This window comes from Lentzea atacamensis (genome assembly GCF_003269295.1).
Lineage (GTDB): Bacteria > Actinomycetota > Actinomycetes > Mycobacteriales > Pseudonocardiaceae > Lentzea > Lentzea atacamensis.
Genome location: NZ_QLTT01000015.1, coordinates 114,126 through 136,462, shown reverse-complemented (window position 1 = coordinate 136,462; position 22,337 = coordinate 114,126). Strand labels below are relative to the sequence as shown.

Annotated in this window: 7 protein-coding genes; 4 read left to right on the top strand and 3 right to left on the bottom strand. The window is 69.6% G+C overall.

Annotated elements, in window-relative coordinates:
- The first annotated feature begins 141 nt into the window (after nucleotides 1–141).
- Genes C8D87_RS42880 through C8D87_RS42865 form a run of 4 tightly spaced genes read left to right on the top strand, consistent with a single transcriptional unit; the run spans nucleotide 142 to nucleotide 15,824 of the window.
- Nucleotides 142–12,441 (top strand): non-ribosomal peptide synthetase/type I polyketide synthase, encoded by a 12,300-nt coding sequence (locus tag C8D87_RS42880; RefSeq protein WP_112232215.1) that lies wholly within the window; start codon nucleotides 142–144, stop codon nucleotides 12,439–12,441.
- Nucleotides 12,438–13,559 (top strand): oxidoreductase family protein, encoded by a 1,122-nt coding sequence (locus C8D87_RS42875; protein ID WP_112232213.1) that lies wholly within the window; start codon nucleotides 12,438–12,440, stop codon nucleotides 13,557–13,559. The genes C8D87_RS42880 and C8D87_RS42875 overlap by 4 nt, the downstream gene beginning before the upstream one ends.
- On the top strand, nucleotides 13,543–14,835 hold the full coding sequence (locus C8D87_RS42870; protein ID WP_112232211.1) for an NAD(P)/FAD-dependent oxidoreductase: 1,293 nt from the start codon (nucleotides 13,543–13,545) through the stop codon (nucleotides 14,833–14,835). Before C8D87_RS42875 ends, C8D87_RS42870 begins: the two co-directional genes overlap by 17 nt.
- Nucleotides 14,836–14,873: 38 nt before the next feature.
- A complete protein-coding gene (locus tag C8D87_RS42865) occupies nucleotides 14,874–15,824 on the top strand; it encodes a nucleoside-diphosphate kinase (protein WP_170166794.1) in 951 nt (316 codons plus the stop codon).
- 48 nt (nucleotides 15,825–15,872) lie between these two features.
- Here the strand turns inward: C8D87_RS42865 and C8D87_RS42860 are convergent, their stop codons facing one another.
- From C8D87_RS42860 to C8D87_RS42850, 3 genes are all read right to left on the bottom strand, one after another.
- Nucleotides 15,873–16,667: a hypothetical protein gene (locus tag C8D87_RS42860; protein WP_215732652.1), complete on the bottom strand. Its 795-nt coding sequence runs from the start codon at nucleotides 16,665–16,667 to the stop codon at nucleotides 15,873–15,875.
- A 100-nt stretch (nucleotides 16,668–16,767) separates the two neighbouring features.
- Nucleotides 16,768–19,506 carry a TIR domain-containing protein gene (locus tag C8D87_RS42855; protein WP_112232207.1) on the bottom strand — a complete coding sequence of 913 codons (2,739 nt, stop codon included), beginning with the start codon at nucleotides 19,504–19,506 and terminating at the stop codon, nucleotides 16,768–16,770.
- A gap of 26 nt (nucleotides 19,507–19,532) precedes the next feature.
- Complete coding sequence (locus C8D87_RS42850) at nucleotides 19,533–22,073, bottom strand: ATP-binding protein (protein WP_112232205.1); 2,541 nt, start codon at nucleotides 22,071–22,073, stop codon at nucleotides 19,533–19,535.
- Nucleotides 22,074–22,337 lie beyond the last annotated feature (264 nt).

Genomic DNA, 22,337 nt, shown 5'->3' with positions numbered 1-22,337 from the left:
CCGAGTCGATTCGGCACGCGCGCCCGTTCCCGCTTTCACTCACACCTGGGGGGGTGGCTGAAATGTATGAAAAACTGCTTTCAGGCCTGAACGTTCACGAAGTTCCCATTTCTGTGTGACGAAAGCGGCCGATCAATTCTCATGCCTGATCACGAGGTTTTCCGCGCGTCTTACGAACAGGAACGCGCCTACGTCACCGACCGCTTGACGTCCGGCCGCACCCCCGGTGTGCACCAGGCACTGCTGGTGACCGGCGCGTTGTCACCCGAGACGCTGACAGAAAGAGCGCAGCGCACGGCCGCGCGGCACGAGATCCTGCGCACCGGTCTCCGCGACACGGCGAACGGGCTGGAGCAGATCATCCACCAGCGGTGTGACATCGATCTCACCGTCGTCACCGCGTCCGAAGTGGACGCTCACGATGTCGCACGGACGTTCGTGGCGCGGCCCTTCGACCTCGGCACCGCCCCGTTGTGGCGGATGTTGCTGGTGCAGGTGGCCGCCGACCGGCAAGTCCTCGTGCTCACCATGCATCCGGCCGTCGGTGACGCCGGCACGCTGGCACTGGTGCTCGCCGAACTCCTCGGCACCGAGCCAGGCCCGGCCGGCAGGTACTCCGCCCACGCCGCCCGGCAGCACGCGGTGGACGCGGAAACCCTCGCGGCGCACCGGAATCACTGGCTGTCGCTGCTGGACGGCGAACCGGCCCCCGCCCAGCTGCCGCTCTCGCGCCCGCGGCCGGCGAGCGGTGAGCACCGGGCGGGCCGGCACTGCGAACCCGTGCCGGACCAGCTCCTGACGGACGCGCGACAGCTGGCGGACGAGGCGAGCTGCTCGCTGTCCGTCGTGCTCGCGGCGTGCTTCGCCGCCCTGCTGCACCGCTACGGGGCACGGTCCGAAGTGGTCTTCGGTCACCACCTGCCCGGTGACCGGCCCGCTGGCACGGCGGGACCGATCGGCGATGTCGCGGTGCTGCGCCTCGCCATGTCACCCGGCACCGGCTTCCGGACGCTGCTCGACGAGACCGCACGGCAGCTCACCGAGGCGGCAGCACACCGCGACCACCCGTTCCAGCACCTCACCCGCGCGCTCGGCCGCAGCCCGGACACCGCCGCGGCCGGGCTCTTCCAGCTGCTCTTCGAGTCCGAACTGGACACTGCCGCACCGCTCGCACCGGCCACCGGGCTCGACGTCGCGCACTTCGACGTGCCGCCCGCGCACGTGCTGCACGACGCCGTGGTCACCGCCCGCCGGACGGCCGGCGGTGCGGCGCTGTGCTGGGTCTACGACGCCGATCTGTTCGAGCCGCGGACGATCGCCGCGGTGGCACGGCACTTCACCTCGCTGCTCGCGGCCGCGGTCGCGGACCCGGCGGCCGCGGTGGCGACCCTGCCGATGCTGTCGGAGGAGGACCACGAGGAAATCCGGCGCCACTGGAACACCGCGCGCACGCCGTACCGCCGCGAACCGGTCCACCGGCTGATCGAGGACCAGGTGCGGCGCACGCCGGACAGCACCGCCGTGGAGTTCGGCGCGGAACGGCTGAGCTACGCCGAGCTCGACCGGCGGGCGGACCGGCTCGCCGGGCACCTGCTCGCCGGCGGCGCGGTGGCGGGGGACATGGTCGGTCTGTGCCTGGACCGATCGGCCGAGCTGGTCGTCGCGGTGCTCGCGATCCTCAAGGCGGGCTGCGTGGTCGTCCCGCTCGACGCCGCTTATCCGCAGGAACGCCTGGACTACATGGTCACCGACGCCGGTGTCCGCGTGGTGATCACCACACGCGAGCTCGCCGGCCGTCTGCCGGACACGGCCGGCGCACTGATCCGGCTCGACGCGGACGAGATCACCGGCAGCGCCGGTGATCTCGTCGACGACCTCGGCCCCGACGCCGCCGCGTACTGCATCTACACCTCCGGCTCCACCGGAGCGCCGAAGGGTGTCGTGGTCGACCACGGGGCCGTGGCGAACCTCGTGGCCTGGCACGCGGACGCGTGGCACGCCGAGCCGGGCACGCGGGCGTTGCTGTACTCCCCCATCAGTTTCGACGTGTCGTTCCACGAGATCCTCGCCGGACTGTGCACGGGGGCCACGCTGGTGCAGGTCGACGAGACCACGCGCCGCAACCCGATGGCGCTGCTGGACTTCGCCCGCGCGCACGACATCGAGAAGTGGTACCTGCCGTTCGTCGCGCTCCAGCAGGTGGCGCAGGCGGCCAGGACGGCCGAGGTGCCGACCGGCCTGCGTGAGCTGATCGTCGGCGGTGAGGTGCTGCGGATCACGCCCGAGATCCGCGACTTCGCCCGGCGCACCGGCTGTGTGATCCACAACCACTACGGGTCGACGGAGTGCATCGACGTCACGACGCACACCCTGTCCGGTGATCCCGCACGGTGGCCCGACGTGGCACCGATCGGCCGGGCCAACGTCCACAACATGAACCTCTACGTGCTCGACGACGCACAGCAACTGCTTCCGGTCGGCGTGGTCGGGGAGCTCTACGGCGAGGGCGACTGCCTGGCACGGCACTACCACGGCCGTCCCGAGCTGACCGAGCAGCGGTTCCTGCCGAGCCCGTTCGGCGTCCAGGGCACCCGGCTGTACCGCCTGGGCGACCTCGGCCGGTACCTGCCCGACGGCACCGTCGAGTGCCTGGGCCGGGTCGACACGCAGCTCAAGATCCGCGGCTTCCGGGTGGAACCCGCGGAGGTCGAGACGGTGCTCGCCGAGCACCCCGCGGTCGCCGAGTGCGTGGTCGCGGCCAGGACCACGGCGGCAGGACGCACCCGGCTCGTCGCCTACGTCGTGCCGCACGCCGGCCACGACTCCGCTGAGCTGCCCGAGGTGCTGCGCGCCCGCGTCGCCGAACGGCTGCCCGAACACTTCGTCCCGTCCGCTTTCGTCGTGCTCGACGCGCTGCCGCTGACCCCGAGCGGCAAGGTGAGCGTGCGCGATCTGCCCGACCCTTCGCCGGCACCGCCGGCGACGCCCGTCGGCTCCTCCCTGCACACGGCTCTGGTCACCCGGATCTGGTGCGAGCTGCTCGAACTGCCCGACCTCGATCCGCGCAGAACGTTCTTCGAGCTCGGCGGGGACTCGGTGCTGCTCGTCCGGGCGCACCAGCAGCTGTGCGCCGCAACGGGGATCGAGCTTCCGGTCGAGACGTTGTTCCGTTACCCGACCGCGGAAACGCTCACGAGGTTCCTCGACGGACAGGTGCCGGAGGCCCCTGCCGTGACCAGTCCCGCGGCTCGGTCCGCCGATCGCGACATCGCCGTCATCGGCATGGCCTGCCGCGTGCCGGGAGCCCGGAACGTCGCCGAGTTCTGGGCGAACCTGCGCAACGGCGTGGAGAGCATCCGGCCGCTCACCGCCGAGGAGATCGTGCGGCTCGACCCGGACCAGACCGCCGACCCGCACTTCGTCGGGGTCGGCGCCGTGGTCGACGACGCGGACCGCTTCGACGCGGAGTTCTTCGGTTACAGCGCCGCGGAAGCCGAGGTGATCGACCCGCAGCAGCGGCTGTTCCTGGAATGCGCCTGGGAGGCCGTCGAGCACGCGGGCATCGACCCCCGGCAGCAGCGCACCGGCGTCTACGCGGGCGCCAGCATGAGCACCTACCTCGTCAACAACGTGCTGCCGGCGAAGCTGAGGTCGGGCACGTTCCTCAGCCACCGGCACTTCGACCGGGCGTCCGAGCTGCGCATCGAGCAGGGCAACGCGAACGACCACCTGCCCACGCGCGTCTCGTTCAAGCTCGGCCTGCGCGGGCCGAGCGTGAACGTGCAGTCGACCTGCTCGACCTCCCTGGTCGCCGTGCACCTCGCGAGCCAGGCCCTGCTGAACGGCGACTGCGAGGTCGCGCTGGCGGGTGGAGTCTCCGTCATCACTCCTCAGCACACGGGATATCTGTGGCGGGACGGCATGATGCTCTCTCGCGACGGTCATTGCCGGGCCTTCGACGCGAACGCCGACGGCACCGTGTTCGGCAACGGGCTCGGGGTGGTCGTGCTGAAGCGGTTGTCCGCCGCGCTCGCCGACGGGGACCACGTCCACGCGGTGATCAAGGGCTCCGCCGTGAACAACGACGGTGAGTCCAAAATGGACTACTCAGGTCCGAGCGCCGCGGCACAGGCCGACGTCATTGCACAGGCGCACGCCAACGCGGGAGTCACCGCCGACGACATCTCCTACGTGGAGGCGCACGGCACCGCGACGCTGCTCGGCGACCCGATCGAGATCGCGGGGCTGACCGAGGCGTTCCGGCGCACCGCCACCCGTGCGGACATCCGCTGCGCGATCGGGTCGGTCAAGACGAACGTCGGCCACCTCGACGAGGCGGCGGGTGTGATCGGACTGATCAAGACCGTGCTCGGCCTGTCGCACCGGGAGCTTCCGCCCAGCCTGCACTTCACCTCGCCCAACCCTCTCGCGGGGCTTCCGGCGAGCCCGTTCCACGTCAACGCCGAGCTGCGCGAGTGGCCCGCGCCGGACGGCCGGCCCCGGCGCGCAGGAGTCAGCTCGTTCGGCATGGGCGGCACGAACTGTCACGTCGTTCTCGAGGAACCGTCCGCTGTGGAGCACGAACCGCCATCTCGCGACCGGGCCGCGCACATCCTGCCGATCTCCGCCCGCTCGGCCAACGCGCTGCGGACCGCGGCGCGCCGCTACATCGAGCGCCTGGAGGGCCAGGACGACGTCGAGTTCGCGAACATCTGCCACTCGGCGGCGACCGCCAGGCGGCACTTCGACACGCGCGTGGCGGTCCTGGCGTCGAACGCCGAGGACGCCCGCTCCCAGCTCGACGCGCTGGTGGCGCAGCCCCGCTTCCCCGCGGTCGCGTCCCACTCCGGCGACGGGCGGCCACCGCTCGCCTTCCTGTTCACCGGACAGGGCACGCAGTACGCCGGGATGGGGTTCTCGCTGTACGAAACCCAACCGGTGTTCCGCGCCGCCATCGATCACTGCGACGAGATTCTCCGGCCGCTCACCGGCCGATCGCTCGTCGACACGATGTACGGCACCGACCCGGACCCGTCACTGGACGAGACGGCGGTGGCGCAACCGGCCCTCTTCGCGGTGGGCCACGCGTTGACCAGGCTGTGGGAGTCCTGGGGCATCCGGCCGGACCTCGTCCTGGGTCACAGCCTCGGGGAATTCGTCGCCGCCTGCGCCGCGGGCGTGTTCAGCGTGGAGGACGGGCTGAAGCTCGTGGCGGCGCGAGGACAGCTCATGCAGAGCCTGCCGCGGGTCGGCGGCATGACCCTCGTGAACGCCGGTGTGGAGCGGGTGACGCCGTATCTGGCGGGTCACGACGAAACGGTGTCGATCGCGGCCGTCAACTCGCCGACCACGACGGTGATCTCCGGCCAGGCGGACGCGCTCAACGACATCTGCCGGGCGTTGCAGAGCAACGGAGTGGAGACGATTCCGCTCAACATCTCCCACGCCGCGCACTCCCCGCTGATGCGACCGATGGTCGAGCCGTTTCGCGCCGTGGCGGAAAGCATCCGGTTCTCGCCGCCGACGGTCCGCGTCGTGTCGACGGTGACCGGTCAATCGGCTGACGCCCGCGAATGGGAGTCGGCCGACTACTGGGTCGAGCACATCCTCCGCCCGGTGCGGTTCGACAGCGCGGTGCGGGCCGCCCATCGACTGGGGGCACGTGCCTTCGTCGAGATCGGAGCGAAACCGACGCTCAGCAACCTGGGCCGACAGTGCCTGGGTGCCGGCGGCCTCCTCTGGCTGCCGAGCCTCACCCCGAAGGACCCGGACGCCGCCCTCGACGGTCTTCGCAAGCTCTATCTCGCTGGGACCGACGTCGACTGGCACGGCTTCGACGCTCCGTTCCGCCGTCGCCGCGTGCAGGTGCCGGCCTATGCCTTCCAGCGCACGCGCCACTGGATCGAGCCGAGCCCGGCAGAACACGTCCAGGACGATGCCGAGCCGCCGCGCACGTTCGAGCTCGGCTGGGAGCCGCTGGCGCGGATCGAGGCGACGCCGTCGCCGGTGCGCCGCTACGTCATCATCGGTGCCGCGTCAGGTCTGGCGGGCACGATCGCCTGTCAGCTGAAGGCACGCGGTCATGACTGCGTCGAGATGGAGGCCGGGGACCTCACCGGGTTCGTTCCCAGGGCGGACGGGTCCCACATCGTGTTCGTGCCCGAGGCCACGGACGTCCCCGGCACCGTTGCCCGTTCCCTCGCCGATGCCAAGAGGATCGTCGAGTTCGCGGTGGGACCGGGTGCCGCGGAGAAGTTGTGGTTCATCACGCGGCAGAGCGAGCTCGGCACTCCCACCACCGAGGCGGAGCTGGGCCAGACCGGCCTGGCCGCGCTCGCCCGGACGATCAACGCGGAACATCCCGAGCTCGACTGCGCCGCGCTGACCGTGCCACCGGTGCTGGACAGCCACGAGGCCGAGCTGGTCGCGACGTTGATCGGCGGTGCCGCGCCGGCGGGTGAGGAACAGCTCGCCGTGCACCAGGGGCGAGTGCACCTCGCACGTCTCCACGCTCGTCCGGAGCCTGCTGCAACCGCCGTACCGCGGTTGCCGATCCGCGCCGGCGGGGTCTACGTGATCACCGGTGGTACGGGCGGACTCGGGCTCCGGCTCGCCGTCACCACCGCACGGCTGAAGCCGGGCCGAATCGTGCTGGTGAGCAGGAGCGGGCACCCCGCGCCCGAGGACGCGGCGACGTGGGCGGAGCTGGCGGCGACGGGCGTGCCGGTCGACACGGTGCGGGCCGACGTCGCCGACGCGGCACGGATGCGCGAGGTGCTGGCCAGCTGCGGGTCCGGCCTCCGCGGTGTGTTCCACTGCGCGGGCGTGGTGGACGACGGGATCTTCCTGCGGCAGACCACGCCACGACTCTCCGCCGTGCTCAGGTCCAAAGTGGACGGGGCGTGGCTGCTCCACGAGCTCACCCGGGATCACGACCTGGACTTCTTCGTCCTGTTCTCCTCCTCGGCATCGGTGCTCGGCTATCGCGGCCAGGCGAGCTACGCCGCCGCGAACGAGTTCCTCGACGCGCTCGCGCGGCACCGCCGGCACCACGGGGTGCCAGCCCTCAGCGTGAGCTGGGGCAGCTGGGCGGAGTCGGGCATGACCGCGCGGATCCACGAGGCGCACCGGGCTCGGCTGCGCGACGACGGTGAGACTCCACTTTCGACAGAACACGGCCTTGCCGCGCTGGCGACCCTGATGGCAGGCGACGCACCGCATGTCGCCGTCGCGAACATGGACTGGACGGCGTTCGCTCGATCGCGCCCCCGCGTGCCGTCCATGATCAAGGCGTTGGTGGAACAGGACGCTGAACCGGCCACCGGCGCGGCGGGCACCTCGTACCGGGCCACCCTGCGTCAGGCGCCACCGGCGAGGGCCAGGGCGCTCCTGCGGAACACCGTGACCGCGGCCGTGCGGAGCGTGCTGGGAGGCGGGGCGGACGACCTGGACCCCACCCGCGGCTTCGAGGACCTCGGCGTGGACTCCCTGGGCGCGCTGGACCTGCGCGGCAAGCTGCAGGCGGAGCTCGGCCTGAGCCTGCCGGCCACCCTGGCCTTCGACCATCCCTGCCTCGACGCGCTGATCCGGCACATCGAGGAGGAGCACCTCGCGGAGGAGATCCTGACCATGCCCAGCTCCGGCACCGTGACCGAGCAGACGGAGACGCGGCAGAGCGCGTCCCCGGCCGAAGCGGAACGCGCGGTCGCGATCATCGGCATGTCCTGCCGCTTCCCCGGCGCGGCAACGCCGGACGAGTTCTGGCAGCTGCTGAGCGAGGGCCGGGACGCGGTTCGCGACGTACCCGGCGACCGGTGGGACGTCGACGCGCTCTACGACGCCTCGCCCGACGCACCGGGCAAGATCTACATCCGGCAGGCGGCGCTGATCGACGACGCGGACCGCTTCGACGCCGCGTTCTTCGGCATCTCGCCGCGCGAGGCGCTCAGCATGGACCCGCGCCACCGGATGCTCCTCGAGGCGGCCTGGTCGGCGATCGAGGACGCCGGGATCGACCCGATGTCTTTGCGTGGCACCGACACGGCCGTGTACCTCGGTGGTGACGAGTTCACCAACGACTACCTCAGGCAGGCCGAGCCGCAGCTGGGCACCGAGCCGTACATCTCGACGGGGACGACGCTGAGCTTCACCGCCGGGCGGCTGTCGTACAAGCTCGGCCTGCACGGTCCCAGCATGGTGATCGCCACGGCCTGCTCGTCGTCGCTCGTCGCCGTCCACTCGGCGGTGCGCGCGATCCGCGGCGGCGAGTGCGGGATGGCGATCGTCGGAGGCGCCAAGCTCGTCCTGGGGTCCGAGGAGACCGTCCAGCTGTGCAAGCTGCGGGTGCTGGCACCCGACGGCCGCTCGAAGGCGTTCGCCGCGGACGCGGACGGACTGGGCCGCGGCGAGGGATGCGCGGCGGTACTGCTCAAACGCCTCGACCGCGCCATCGCCGACGGCGATCCCGTGCTGGCGGTGATCCGCGGAACCGCGGTCAACCACGACGGTCCGAGCTCGGGCCTGACCGTCCCGAACGGCGGCGCCCAAGCACGTCTGATCACCACGGCCCTGGCCGACGCCGGGGTCGCTCCGGCCGACGTGACCTACGTCGAGGCGCACGGCGCCGGCACCCCGCTCGGCGACCCCATCGAGATCAACGCGCTGGGCGCGGTCTTCAAGGACCGGACGTCCCCGCTGCGCATCGGTTCGGTCAAGGCGAACATCGGTCATCTCGAGGAAGTGGCCGGGCTGGCCGGGCTGATCAAGACGGTCCTGGCGGTGCGGCACGGCGTCATCCCGCCGCAGCTGCACTGCGACGTGCTGACCGACAAGGTGGAGTGGCGGAACCTGCCGGTGGTCGTGGAGCGAACCGGCACCGCCTGGCCCGCGGACGCCCCGCGCATCGCCGGGGTGAGCTCCTTCGGGGCCAGCGGTACGAACGCCCATGTCGTGATCGAGGCCCACCGGTCCCAACCCGCTCGCACGAGTGCATCGCACGACCGGCATGTCTTCACGTTCTCCGCCAGGAACGACACCGACCTCGACGCCGTCCTCCGCCGGTTCGTCGACGTCCTGCCCACCCCTCACGATCCGGCCCAGGTGGCGTTCACCCTGCAGACCGTCCGCCGGCGGCACCGCTGCCGGCTCGCCGTGGTGGCGCCGGACACGACCGTGCTGCGCGAGCGCCTGCTGGCGTTCCTCCAGGGCCGGACCGACGTGCCAGGACTCGTCCAGGGCCAAGCGGGTGAGGACGACGGGCTCGCCGCGGAGACGCTCTCCCGGATGGTCGCGGAGCGCGATCTCACCGGTCTCGCCGAGATGTGGTGCGGTGGATACGAGATCGACTGGCAGCGCCTCTACGCACCGCAACTCCCGCAACGGGTCTCGCTTCCCGCCTATCCGTTCAAGCGCGAGCGGGTGTGGATCAACGAGAACGACCGCCTGCGGGAGGCGTTGGCACCCCTTCCCGAACCTGTACCGGCCGCACCGCCGACCGCGGCACCCCGCCACGACGGCGTGATCGAGGAGCTGCGCGGACAGGTCGCCGAACTGCTCGGCATGCCCGCCGACGACCTGCCCGCGACGGTGCCGTTCGACGAGCTGGGCGCCGACTCGCTGATCTTCATGCGGGTCAGCCAGTTCATCCGGGACCGCTTCCGGCTGGTGATCTCCTTCCAGCAGCTGATCGAGGAGGCGAGCACCCTGGTGGAGCTGGCGGCGCTGGTGACCGCCCAGATGCCCCGGCCCGCGCCGCACGAGATCGCACCGGTCGCCCCCGCACCAGCCCGCATGCCCGAGCCCGAGTTCCGCTCCGGACCGAGCACGTTGCTCAAGGCTCCCCAGGCGGCCGAGCGGCTGACCGACCGGCAGGCCCGGTTCGTGGCGGAGCTCGTCGACGCCTACACGGCCAGGACCCGCGCCTCGAAGGCACAGGCGGAGCTGGACCGACCGTTCATGGCCAACTGCCGTATGCCTCCGTTCCAGGCGATCTGCAAGGAGATGTCCTATCCCATCATCGCGGAGCGGTCGGCCGGTCCGCGCTTCTGGGACGTGGACGGCAACGAGTACCTCGACATCTCGATGGGATACGGAGTTCACCTCTTCGGCTACCAGCCGGAGTTCATCGTCGACGCGCTGCGGAGCCAGCTCGCCGACGGTTTCCACATCGGTCCGCAGTCGAGCCAGGCCGGGCGCGCCGCGCGCCTGCTCTGCGAGCTCACCGGGATGCAGCGGGCGGTGTTCTGCAACTCCGGCACCGAGGCCGTCATGGCCGCGCTCCGGTTCGCCCGCGCGGCGACGAAACGCACCCGGTTCGTGATGTTCGAAGGCTCCTACCACGGGTGGTCCGACCACACGCTGGCGTTGCCGTCGGGCACGCAGAACTCCATCCCGATGGCGCGGGGCATCGCCGCGGGCGCCATGAACGACGTGGTGGTGCTCGAGTACGGGGCCGAGGAGAGCCTGGAGACGATTCGCGCGCTCGGCGGCGAACTGGCGGCGGTGCTGGTCGAGCCGGTGCAGAGCCGGCGACCCGACCTGCAGCCGAAGCGTTTCCTGCACGAGCTTCGCGAACTGACCCGCGCCTGCGGCACGGCGCTGATCTTCGACGAGATCGTCACCGGGTTCCGCGTCGATCCCGGCGGGGCACAGGTGTGGTCCGGAGTGGACGCCGACATCGTCACCTACGGGAAGATCCTCGGCGGAGGCATGCCGGTCGGCGCCGTCGCGGGCCGCGCCGAGTTCATGGACACCGTCGACGGCGGTCAGTGGAACTACGGGGACGACTCGACGCCCACCGTGCCGACGACGTTCTTCGGCGGCACCTTCAACAAGAACCCGATGACCATGGCCGCCACGCAGGCGGTGCTGACCCACCTGAAGGAACAGGGACCCGAGCTGCAGCGGCGGCTCGCGGACAACGTCGCCTGGCTGGCGCACGACTTCAACACCTTCTGCGAGAGGGAAGAGTTTCCGCTCCGGATCGTGCAATTCTCGTCGGTGTTCCGGTTCATCGGCGACGGCGAGTACAGCCTGCAGCGCTACCCGATCGCCATCGACCTGTTCTTCCACCTGCTGGCGCTCAAGGGGATCTACGTCCTGGAGACCAGGGTGTGCTTCCTGTCCACCGGCCACACCCAAGAGGATCTGCGGCACATCTCCGACACCGCGAAGGCATGCCTGAACGCGTTGCGCGACGGTGGTTTCTTCGGCCGCGCGGTGCCCGCCGCGCGAACCACACTGCCGCGCGGGGAGCGTTTCGCCACCGACGCAAGCCTCGACCGCGGTTTCACCGTGTCCCCTCGTACGACCGAGGCGGCGTGTGGAGACGTTCTGCTGACGGGCGCGACCGGGTTCCTCGGCGCACACTTGGTGCATGATCTGCTGCGCGACACGTCGGCGCGGATCCACTGCCTGGTGCGGGCCCGTGACGCCGAGCAAGCCCGGCAACGGGTGATCGACAACCTCGCGGCGAACGGATGCCTGACCGAGTCGGCGCGGGATCGCGTCATCGCCGTTCCCGCAGACCTCTCGCAACCACGGCTGGGGCTGTCGGACGCGGCGTGGCGGGAGCTGGGCGGCCAGATCGACGCGATCTACCACAACGGCGCGCACGTCAACTCGCTCCTGCCGTACGACAAGCTGCGGCTGGCCAACGTGGAGGGTACCCGCGAGCTGCTGCGGCTCGCGGTGGACAACAAGACCAAGGCGTTCCACTACATCTCGTCCGACGCCGTCTTCGACGCCTACGGCTATCTGCGCAACGCGACGATCTACGAGGACCAGCCGCTGGCGCACTGCGACAGCCTCTACGGTGGCGGCTACGCGGAGTCGAAGTGGGTGGCGGACAAGCTCGTCGAGAACGCGCGCGCCGCCGGCCTGCCGGCGTCGATCTACCGTCCGGGCACCATCACGGGCGCCCTCGCGGGTGGCTGCGGCCAGCTGGGCGACTACTTCACCCGGTTCATCAAGGGAGTCCTGCAACTGGGCGCCTGTCCCGAGATCTCCGCGACGATCGACTTCAGCCCGGTCGACGTTGTCTCCGGCATGATCGTGGAGCTGTCGCAAAACACGACCTCCGGGCGAACGTTCCACCTGACCCATCGCGATCCCATCACCTACCGCGAGTTCATCGACGCCATCCGGGACACCGGCTACCAGCTCGACGTCGTGCCGCTGCACGAGTGGGAACCGGTACTGGAGAACCTGCGCTACGAGGACGACAACGCGCTGTACCCGCTGCTGCCCCTGTTCACCGAGTCGGCGGACCCGTTCTTCCGCCCGGCCAGGCTCGACGTCCGCAACGCCCGCGCCGGGGCCCAGTCCCGCAGCGAGGCCTGTCCCCCGATCCTCGAGCTGATACCGCTCTACCTCACCAGGTTCGCCGAGCAAGGGTTCCTGGAAGGGCCGCCCGAGCTGTCGCGCCGGAGGTCCGCGTCGTGAGACGGCCGGAGTCCACCGAGCCGGTCATGGACGTGACCCAGGTCGACCACCAGTGGCTTCGCAGTCACCTGAACTGGCCGCTGACCGGTGACGAGGTGATCGGTATCCGCTCGATCTCCCATTCCGGCGGCGTCATGGGCAGCGTGGACCAGGTCAGCTGCGCGGGCCGGTCCTTCATCTTCAAAGGACCACCGGACGACTCCAGCGACTGGGGAAACCTGCTCACCGACATCGGGCTGCGGGAGGTGAGCACCTACCGCTTCCTCCAGTCGCGCGGGCGATCGGCGCCGAAGGTCTCGCCGGAGTGCTACTGGTCGGCGTCGAGCCTCGACGGCCGGGGCGCGCTCGCGTTGGAGGACCTGGGCGTTCCCTCCGCAGACGGGATCATGGCCGCGGGCCTGAGCCGCGCGCAGGCCGGTGCCGCGGTGCGGTGCCTGGCGAAGGCCCACTCCACACTGGCGGACACCGAAGCAGACCCGCGGACACTCCCCTACCCGTGGCTGTACGGACTCTCCTCGGAAGGGCTGCTCGCGGCCATCAGGATGGGACTTGACGACCTCCCGCGGATGATCGAGGAGTGCTGGCCGCACGCTCTGTCCACAACGGACGTGCGGCGAGTCCTCGACAGCGACATCGCACAGGTGGTCGCCGAGTCGCACCTCGGAGCGAGGTGCGTCTCGCTCTGCCACGGTGACGCGTGGGCCAGCAACATCCTCTTCGTTCCCGGTGAACCTCCCGAGCAGCACACCGCCCTCCTGATCGACTGGCAGTTCACCATGTGGGGCAACCCTTTGTCCGACGTCGCGCTTCTCCTCATGTCGTCGCTGACACCGGAGTCGCGCAGCGCGTGGGAGGGTGAGCTCCTGCACGAGTACCACTCGACGCTGACCGCTCATCGCCGCCTCGACTACACCCTCGACGACTGCCTCGACGACCTCCGCAGAGCCGAGCCGTTCGCAGCGCTGGTCGCACTGGCGACTCTCGACGGTTACACGAGAGGGATGAGCACCGAGGAGCTGTCGGGATTCGCCGGCCGGGTGCAGGCAGCCGTGGACCAGGCCGCGGTTCCGGCAGCCGACAACGCGTCGCAGGGGGCACACGATGACGTACGACTGTGAAGTAGCGGTGGTGGGCGCCGGCATGTTCGGTGCGGCCGCCGGCAAGCACCTCAGCCGCGCGGGCGCCGACGTGGTGATCATCGGCCCGGCCGAGCCGCGGGCGGGCGACCCGGTCAGCCAGCACTCGTTCGGCGCGCACTTCGACGAGGCCCGGATCACCCGACGGCTGGGCTGGGACCCGGTGTGGGAGATGACCGACGCCCGGTCGCAGGAACGCTATCGCGACATCGAGAACGAGTCCGGCATCAGCTTCTTCCACGAATGCGGCTCGCTCGTGCTGATGGCGAACTCGATCGCGCACCGCACGAACGCGATCCTGGACCAGTGCGCGGCCGCCGGCATCGCCGTCGACCAACTGTCCGAAGAGGACCTGCGCGGTCAGTTCCCCGACCTCGGCCTGCCACCGATGGAGGGAGGGGTCATGGGCCTGCTGGAGCGCGAGCAGGCGGGATACCTGAACCCCCGGCGGCTGGTCAGCGCCCAGCTGACGCTCGCCACCGCCGCGGGCGCGCGGCTTGTGCGCGGCACCGCGACCGGTGTCGAACGGGTGCCGGGAGGGTGGCTGCTCCGCACGGACGGCGCCGGGTGCCCACCGCGGATCCGGGCCGAGCGGGTGCTCGTCGCCACCGGCGCGTTCACCAACGTCAACAACGTGCTGCCGGTGTCGCATCAGCTCGACCTGCGCGCTTTCACCGAACCCAACTTGCTGTTCGAGGTGCACCCCGAGCAGCTGGACCGGCTGCGCATGTTGCCGTCCGTGGTGACCGTGGATCCCGCGGACACCGGCGACGCGAACACGTCGCTGTACCTGTTGCCGCCCATCCGGTATCCCGACGGCAAGTGGTACATGCGGTGCGGCCCGGGCATGCAGCCGCTGGTCGAGGAGCTACGCACGGTCGAGGAGATGGTGTCGTGGTACTCGAACCAGAAGATCACCGCGCGGCAGATGGCGTTCCTCACCACGATGACGCACCTGATGGTGCCGAACCTCAAGCCGGTCTCCGTGCGTGAGGCGTGCTGCATCATCGAGAAGACACCGTCCCGGTACCCGTACATCGGCCACGTCGACGAGGACTTCGCGGTCGTCGTCGGCGGCAACGGCCACGGCGCCAGAGGTTCCGACGAGATCGGCAGGCTCGCATCGACCATCGTGCTCGGCGAGCCGTGGGACTGCCCGATCCCGCACGACGTGTTCGCCCCGCTCACCGCGTCCCCGGCCGTGGACGAGCGCGGCGAGCGACCCGATTTTCTCAAGCCACCGTTCGGTCTGTGCTGACAGGAGAGAAACAGTTGTTCCCAACATCGGCTCACGAGTTGCTGCGAGACGAACGATGGCGTTCCCTGACCGCCGATCAGGAGAAGCTGCGCGCCTACGCCGACGACGAATGGTTCAAGTCGGGACTGGACGCGGCCTACGAGGTGCTCGGTGACGACGCGAGCCGCCTCGTGCAGCGGCACGCCGTGCTGGTGATCCAGCCGGACTGCATCGCCGGACGGACGGCGGAGCGCTGCGTGGAACACGTGCGCGGGCAGGGTTTCGAACCCGTCCACACGATCCGGTTCCACTTCGGCACAGAACAGACCGCCGGCATCTGGCACTACCAGTCCAACATCTCCACGCAGGACAGTCTGGACATCGCCGACCAGGTGTGCGGCAGGGGCGACTCGCTCCTGGTCCTGCTCGAGGACACCACCGCGGAACCGGTGATACCCGCCAGCCTGCGCCTCACCGACCTCAAGGGACGGTCGAACCCGGCCAAACGCACCGAACACCACCTCCGCACGATCCTCGGCGCCGAGACGGTCCTGGTCGTTCTGGTGCACACCCCGGACGAACCCGTCGACCTCATCCGGGAGATCTCGGTCCTCCTCGGCACGCGGATGCGCGAGCTCTACGCCGCGATGGCCGAACCGGCTTCGCCCGGCGCCGCCGAAGACCTCGCGGCCCACATCCGGGACCTGTATGCCGAGTCCGACCCCCACGACCTGGATCTGCAGGCAGCCTGGGACCGGGTCACCGCCCGCATCGCCGACCCGGAGGTCCTCTCCACTCTCGACAAGGTGCGGCACGGCAACGAAAAGCTCGACTGGCCGTGGTTCACCGGCAGTCTCGTCGCCGCCGGCGTCGACCCGCGAGGCTGGGACGCCCTGCTCATCGGCAGCGAGCACATCGAACACGACCTGCCGGGCATCCCCCGCCTCGTCGACCGCGTCAGCATCGAGAGCTGGACGAACGGCGAGGGAGTCCTGCTGACCCGCGCGTGACGAAGGTGCCGTGCGCAGCACGAGCTGTGCACGGCACCAACCGTCAACTCAGAACAGACCCCACTCGCTGAACCTCGCGGAAAGGTCACGCAAGGCTTCCGGGGTCATCTTCCTGCGCGCTTCCTTCTCCGGTGATTCCTTGTCCGCACCGAAGTGGTATATGCGTTCACCGGTCTTGGTGTCGACCAGGAACGAGTAATCCTTGAGCGCCGGACCCCGGATGACGAGCGAGACCGTGTTCTCCTCCGCGACGAGCGCGTGCATCATCCGGTGGTGCAGCGCGTAGGTCGTCCCCTGTCGCTCCAGGCGCGCGTGCAACGCGGTGAAGGGCAGCGGGAAGGCAGCGTCGTCGTCGCCCTGATCGCCGTAGATGAAGTGACGGAAGTGTCCTTTGAGGACCATGCTGGCGAAGGTCCACCGGTGGTTGTGCGGCAGGTCGTAGCACCCGTTCCAGAATACGTGCAGCCGCACCCGGACACCGGACTCCGGATCGGCGTACAGCACGATCTTGTCCAGCGACTGCCCGACCTCGCCGAGCGTGACCGGGTCGGGCCGCTCGCACAATGCGAGCAGCTCGGGCGTGTCCGCCACCACGTCCAGGGCGGTGCGGATGATCTCCCGGTTGGCCCACATCTGTTCCAGTGCGAGACGGCTGGTCTGCTCGACGACGTCGAGGTCCTCCCAGTCGATGCCGCGCAGCGGCTGATCGTCCAGGCTCACCGTGTTCACCAGCCACTCGCCGCCGACCAGGTGCTCCTGGGCCAGGGCGGCCCGGTTCTCCTCGCCCAGCGCGCTGTCGGTGCCGATCAGCGCATGGAAGGCGGCGCGTGAGGTCGTGTACACCGTCGGCGGACATGTGATGCATGCGCCAGATGTCGGTGACGTGGTGCTGACCGTGGGCGGTACAGGCATCGGATCGACCGTTCTTTCTTACCTCGGTCCATCACCTGATCTCGTCAGCCCACTTGCTCTTGTGGTTGGCGCGGTGCGCGAAGCGCAGCAACCACGTTGGGCTGAACCGCGCGAGGGTGGACGCCACCACCGATTGGCCGTAGAGGTCGTTCAACCGGCCTGTGACCCTGGGGCTCAGAACACGTACCCGGTCGAGTAGGGCGTTCGCCCGCTTGTTCGACTTGCTGTCGCGAAGTTTCAGCGCGATCGCGAGTTCGAACTGCGTGCGCAGCGTCTCGGGGTGGGCTTCGCCCAAGGTGATCAGCTGGCCGCGGTGAGCGGAGTCGAGATGGTCGACGGCGCGGGGGAAACTGGCCAGCTGTGCGTACGCCATGCCGAGGACGTACGAGCACCTGTGGTAGAGCGGGTGGTCGGCGCCGACGCGGCTGTCGAGGACGGGGAGCAGGTCTCTGGCGTGGTCGCGTGCGGCGGCCGCTTCTCCTTGTCCGATCAGGGCCAAGCCGATCGCGGTGCGCGTGGTCAGGGTGGAGAGGTTGCGAGGGCCGAGTGCTTTCTCCTGCTCGGCCAGCTGTGCCCGTAGCCGCTTCTCGGCTTCCGGCCAGCGCTGGAGATCCGGCTTCAGCTCGAGGAAGCCCAGGGTGATGTCGGCGTTGGCGAGGGTGAAGCGGGCCTGTGCGGCCAGTGGGTCGTGCGGAGTGTTCGCGTTCTCGTAGTGGTCGACGACACTACGAGCGAGAGCTCGTGCGTCGTCGGGCCGGTCGGTGCGCATGTCGATCTCGGCCAGCTCCAGCCGGGCCTGGTGGGCGACCTGAGCGGGCAGCTGGTCGGCACGCTCCAGGATGGCGTTCAGACGCTCTCGGTGCGGCAGCAGGTCGCCGCGCAGGCGGCGGGAGCGAACCCAGTCGATCTCGGCGGTGGCGCCGTCCGGCCAGGATGCAATGTCCGGGTGGGTGATCACGCTGTCCCACACCGGGCTCGCTTCCTCGAACCTGCCTCCGGCGTCCAGTGAGGTCGCAAGGACAAGGAGGGCGTCGAGCCCGTCGCCTGCTTGGCGGGCATGTTCGACCGCGCGGTCGTGCTCACCCGCGTGGGCGTGGCAGCGAGCAGCGGCGAGATGGGTCGCGGCGGTGCCGGCGGCGGGGAATTCGGTCAACAGGCGGTCGTAGAAGCGGGCCGCGACCTCAGGGCGGCGCAGGTGGAGCAGCGTCGTAGCCGTGCGCGCGAGAAGCGGCTCCCGCAACTGAGGCGCTATGGCGCTGTGGCCGCACAGGTGCCGTGCGTGGGGAAGCAATCTGTCGTCGAGCGGGGTGTCGCTTGTCGTGAGCAGGCGCACGGCCGCCGCAGCCAGGTCGTCCGCGGGAACGCGGTACGGCAGCCTGCGAGCCGCGAGCCGGACGAGCGCGTGCGCGCTCCACGACTCGGCCTCCCAGATGATCTGGTGGCTTTCGCGGAGCCTTCGGAGCGCCTGGAGAACGGAGTGTTCGTCAAGATCGAACCGTTCCGCCACCGCGCAGGTGAATCGCACCGGGATGACGTCCAGGGCGCATTCAGCGGCGAGGTGCAGCAGCGTCAGGCAGTTCGGGTTCGCCTCGTGTCCGAGTCGCTTCGCGACCACGGTGATGATCGCATCGAGCCCAGCCTCCGCGCCCTCGCGCACGCGTCCGACGTGTTCGGCGAACGTCCCGAGGTCGCTGCGCTCACGCGCGCTGCGGGCCAGAGCAGCGAGTGCCATCGGGTGGCGGGACACGCTTTTGGCGAGCAGTGCCGGAAGTTCGTCTTCTTCCGCGGCGGACAGCGGGTGGTACAGCTTGACCAGTTGGACGGCCTCGTCGTCGCTCAGTCCGTCGAGGCGTACCTCCTCGGCGAGTCGGGACGCGGGCCCTCCCTGGGAGACCAGGATCGTGTCGACGGTGTCCAATGGCATGATCAGCTCGTCGAGCTGCTTGTCGGTGAGATCGGGTGGGATCGTGTCGACCACCCAGAGCTGGCGCCGGCTGCTCCGCTTCGTGCTCAGCAGATCCACCGCCTCTCCCGGGTCGCGCACGCCGAGGAGACGTTCGATCTCGTCGGGATAGCGGTCCGCGACACCGTGGAGGTCCAGCTTCCACACGTCGTCGTAGAGATGACCGAAGTGCAGGATGTAGTCGTCGACGAGTGTGCTCTTGCCTGCGCCGGGCAACCCTGTCAGCAACGCGGTTCGGCTAACGGGCCGTTGCGTCACCGGGAAGTCGTTGCGGGTCAGTGCGGTCCGCACTCGCCACATGTCGCCGTAACGCCGGATCCGCACGTCAACGGTCGGCGTTGCCCCGTGGATCCGCGGAGGCGTGACGGCGAATTTGATACCGGGGAACGTCCCTCGGACATCCCGGGCCCTGGCGCAGATGTAGTCCACGATCGCACCAACGTCTTGGCCGCGATCCTCGATGTACAGCTTGTCCTGCAAGGCGACCGGTTGGATGTGCTCCCGGCCTGATTCCGGGTTGATGACAAGGATCCGGCTCTCCCCACCTTCTACCTCGTCGGAGAGTAAGGCGTGCAGCAGCTCGAGCTGGCATGAATGGCGGATGGCGTAACACGAGGAGTAGTAGACGACGAACAGCTTACTACGGCGCAGCCCCTTCTCTATCTCCGGCGTCAGCCCCTGGCCGGGCCGGATCTTCTCCCGGTCGATGAAGGGGTCGTGGCCGCGGAAGACCAGCTCGTTGTGAATTGCCTCCACTCGTTGCAGCTTGAGCCCGGAGAAGGAGAGAAACGCGATGTGGTCCTCCACGGCGCGAGACTACCCGCTCTGCCTGATCATCGAGGCTGTCGCGGGACCGGGAGCTCCACCTGCCCACGCTCGCGTGGCACCAGCCGCCTGATGTCGGTGGCCACATCATTGGCGAGGGGCGATCCCACGTCCTGGAAGAGCGCGTGGGCGGTCTGCCAGTGCACGAGCGCCGTTGACGCGCGGCCGTCCTCCAGCGCCACCGAACCGAGACCGCGGTGCGCCCACGCCTGCTCGAATTCGCTCTCGCAGCTCGCCCCCATCTCCAGCGCCTGCCTGTGGGCGATTTCGGCCAGCACCAGTTCTCCGAGTTGGCGGTGCGCCGCCCCGAGGATGTTGCTGGCCTGCGCGATGTCCAGCGGGAACTCCAGCCATGTGGCGAGGGCTACGGCCTCCTGTGCGCACCGGAGCGCTTCGGTCGGTTGCCCCAAGTGCAGATGGGCGTTCGCCATGCTGCGCAGGGTGATACCGATGTGGTTGGCAGACCCGGTGAGGCGGTAGTAGGTCATGGCGGCTTCCAGGAGGCGCAGCGCGCTGGCGGGGTTTCCCTGTCTGCGGAGCACTGACGCCATATTGGCCAGCGAGTTGCTCTCCCCGCCTCTGTCGCCGATCCTCGCGAAGATCTCCTTAGCTGCGGTGAACTGGCGCATCGCGTCGTCCAGCAGGTCGCTGGCGGTCATCGCCATGCCGAGGTTGTTCAGCGTGAGCGCCTCGGCGTAGTCGTTGCCACGCCGTCGGGCCGCGGAGAGGCCGTTCACGTGGGTTTCCAGCCAGCCGTCGAGCTGCTTGGTGAGGTAGAAGTAGTCACGCAGGACGTAGGCAAGCTGCCAGCGATGCTCGTCCAGAGAGGGGTCTTCCAGCCTGGACAGGGCGACGAGGTTCTGCTCTTCCGCACCCAGCCACAGCTTCGCCGCGGCGGCGTCGGCGAACCCGCGGCCGACTTCTTGGTCACCGGTCAGTGGGATCCGCACCCGGTGCGGCGTGAGCAGCCGGTCCGCGTGGGCGGCGGACTGGAGGTAGTGGTCGAACAAACGGCGTCGCGCATCCTCGGGCGGCGGGTCGTCGCTCGCCGCAGCGACCTCGCCCGCGTAGACGTGCAGGAGGTCGTGCATTCCGTATCTGCCGCCACCCAGTTCGGTCACCAGGTGCGCCCGAGCGAGGTCCGCGAGGACGCGCACTACCATGTCGACAGGGCGCCCGGCGATGGCAGCGATCGTCTGAGCCTCGACACCACGGCCCGGCCCGAGGCCGATCGCGTGAAACACCGCGGCGTGGTCTCCGTCGATCCGGTTGTAGGACCAGGAGAACACGGTGCGCACGTTGGCTTCCGGGCCGAGCACACTCAGCGCGGCGAAACGCTCGCGCTCGTCGTCCAGCTCAGCGACCAGTTCCGTCAGGGATGACGGCGGTCTGGACACCAAGCGCTCGGCGACGATGCGCAAGGCCAACGGCAGGCCGCCGCACTGCTCCGCCAGCCGTACAGCCGCCATCGGCGCGCGGGATGCTCGTGGTCCCGCACAGGCGACCAGGAGCCGGACCCCTTCGGAGGTCTCCAGCGGTGCGAGGCGCAACAGGGTGGCGGTGTGCCGGATGCGCAGTTCGCTCAGCAAGTCCCTGCTGGTCACGATCACCACTGCTGGACCCGTTCCCGGCAGCAGCGGTTCGACCTGCGCGGCGGACCGGGCGTTGTCCAGCACCACGACCGCGCGGCGCCCGCTCAACAGCGTCCTGAAACGTGCAGATCGCTCCGCCTCAGTGGTGAGCTCCTCGGGCCGCGCCACACCGAGTGCCCGCAGGAAGCCCGACAGCGCTTCCTGCGGCGCGACAGGCTTGTCCGGGCCGAATCCCCGCAGATCGACGTAGAGCTGGCCGTCAGAGAAGTCGGCGGCGGCGCGATGTGCCCACCACGACGCCAGCGCAGTCTTGCCGACCCCCGCCGGACCCGAGATGACGACGAGCCGCGGCATCGAGTCCGCAGTCTCAGCGAGGAAGGCGTCCAGTTGAGCCAACTCATCCTCACGACCGACGAGGGGGGTGCTCGCTGGCACCTGACGGGGCACGCTCCGGCCGGAGCCTTGTGCCGGGACGAACCTGGCGACGTGCCGGGCAAGCGACTCGATGTCCGCGCCAAGGGACCGATGGCGTACCTGGGCCGTCTGATGGAGGAGCATCGGGCGCACATCGGCTGGCAGCTGCCTAGGGTCGGGCAGCACAGCGCCATCGAGGAGCACGGGCACGATCGGGACTTCCCGCCGGATCGCCACCCGGATCTCGCGACGGACCCAGTCGCTTTCGTGGTGGATCGGCGGTGACTCGGCGTCCGGTCCGGTCATCCAGTCAGGCCCGATGAGCACCAGCAGAACACGCATTGACGACAGCGCGGACCGGATCTGCTCCGGGTAGATGGCTCCGGGGCGCATCGACTGGTTGTCCAGGAACACCCGCGACCGCCCGAACCTCCGAGCCAGCAGTTCGAACGCCGCCGCGGCGCCGAACCGCGCATCGGCCGTCCGGTAGTTGATGAACACGTCGAACATCAGCGCCCTCCGCCCGGCAACGGTCGTAGGCATCTCATCGCCACGATAGCGAGACCTGGGCCCCGCGAGTGGCCGGATGCGGAGCTAGTGCGCGACCATCGGATGCCGCTGACGTTGACCGCTCCGCTCGTCGACCGGCGACAGGGGCACTCCGGCTGGCGCAGACGTACAGGCGCGAGTCGCCGTCGACGACCTTCCGGTTGATGATCATCCGGTCCAACGAGTACACCCAGCCCTCGAGCACACGCAAGTCGTTGCCACAAGCCCGCCCCACGGAGGATGCACCGGTCGCGAGCA

What these genes read in the sequence shown, in the direction of transcription:
- C8D87_RS42850 (WP_112232205.1), bottom strand. Translation starts at nt 22,073, where the DNA reads ATGCCTACGACCGTTGCCGGGCGGAGGGCGCTGATGTTCGACGTGTTC.
- C8D87_RS42870 (WP_112232211.1), top strand. Translation starts at nt 13,543, where the DNA reads ATGACGTACGACTGTGAAGTAGCGGTGGTGGGCGCCGGCATGTTCGGT.
- C8D87_RS42880 (WP_112232215.1), top strand. Translation starts at nt 142, where the DNA reads ATGCCTGATCACGAGGTTTTCCGCGCGTCTTACGAACAGGAACGCGCC.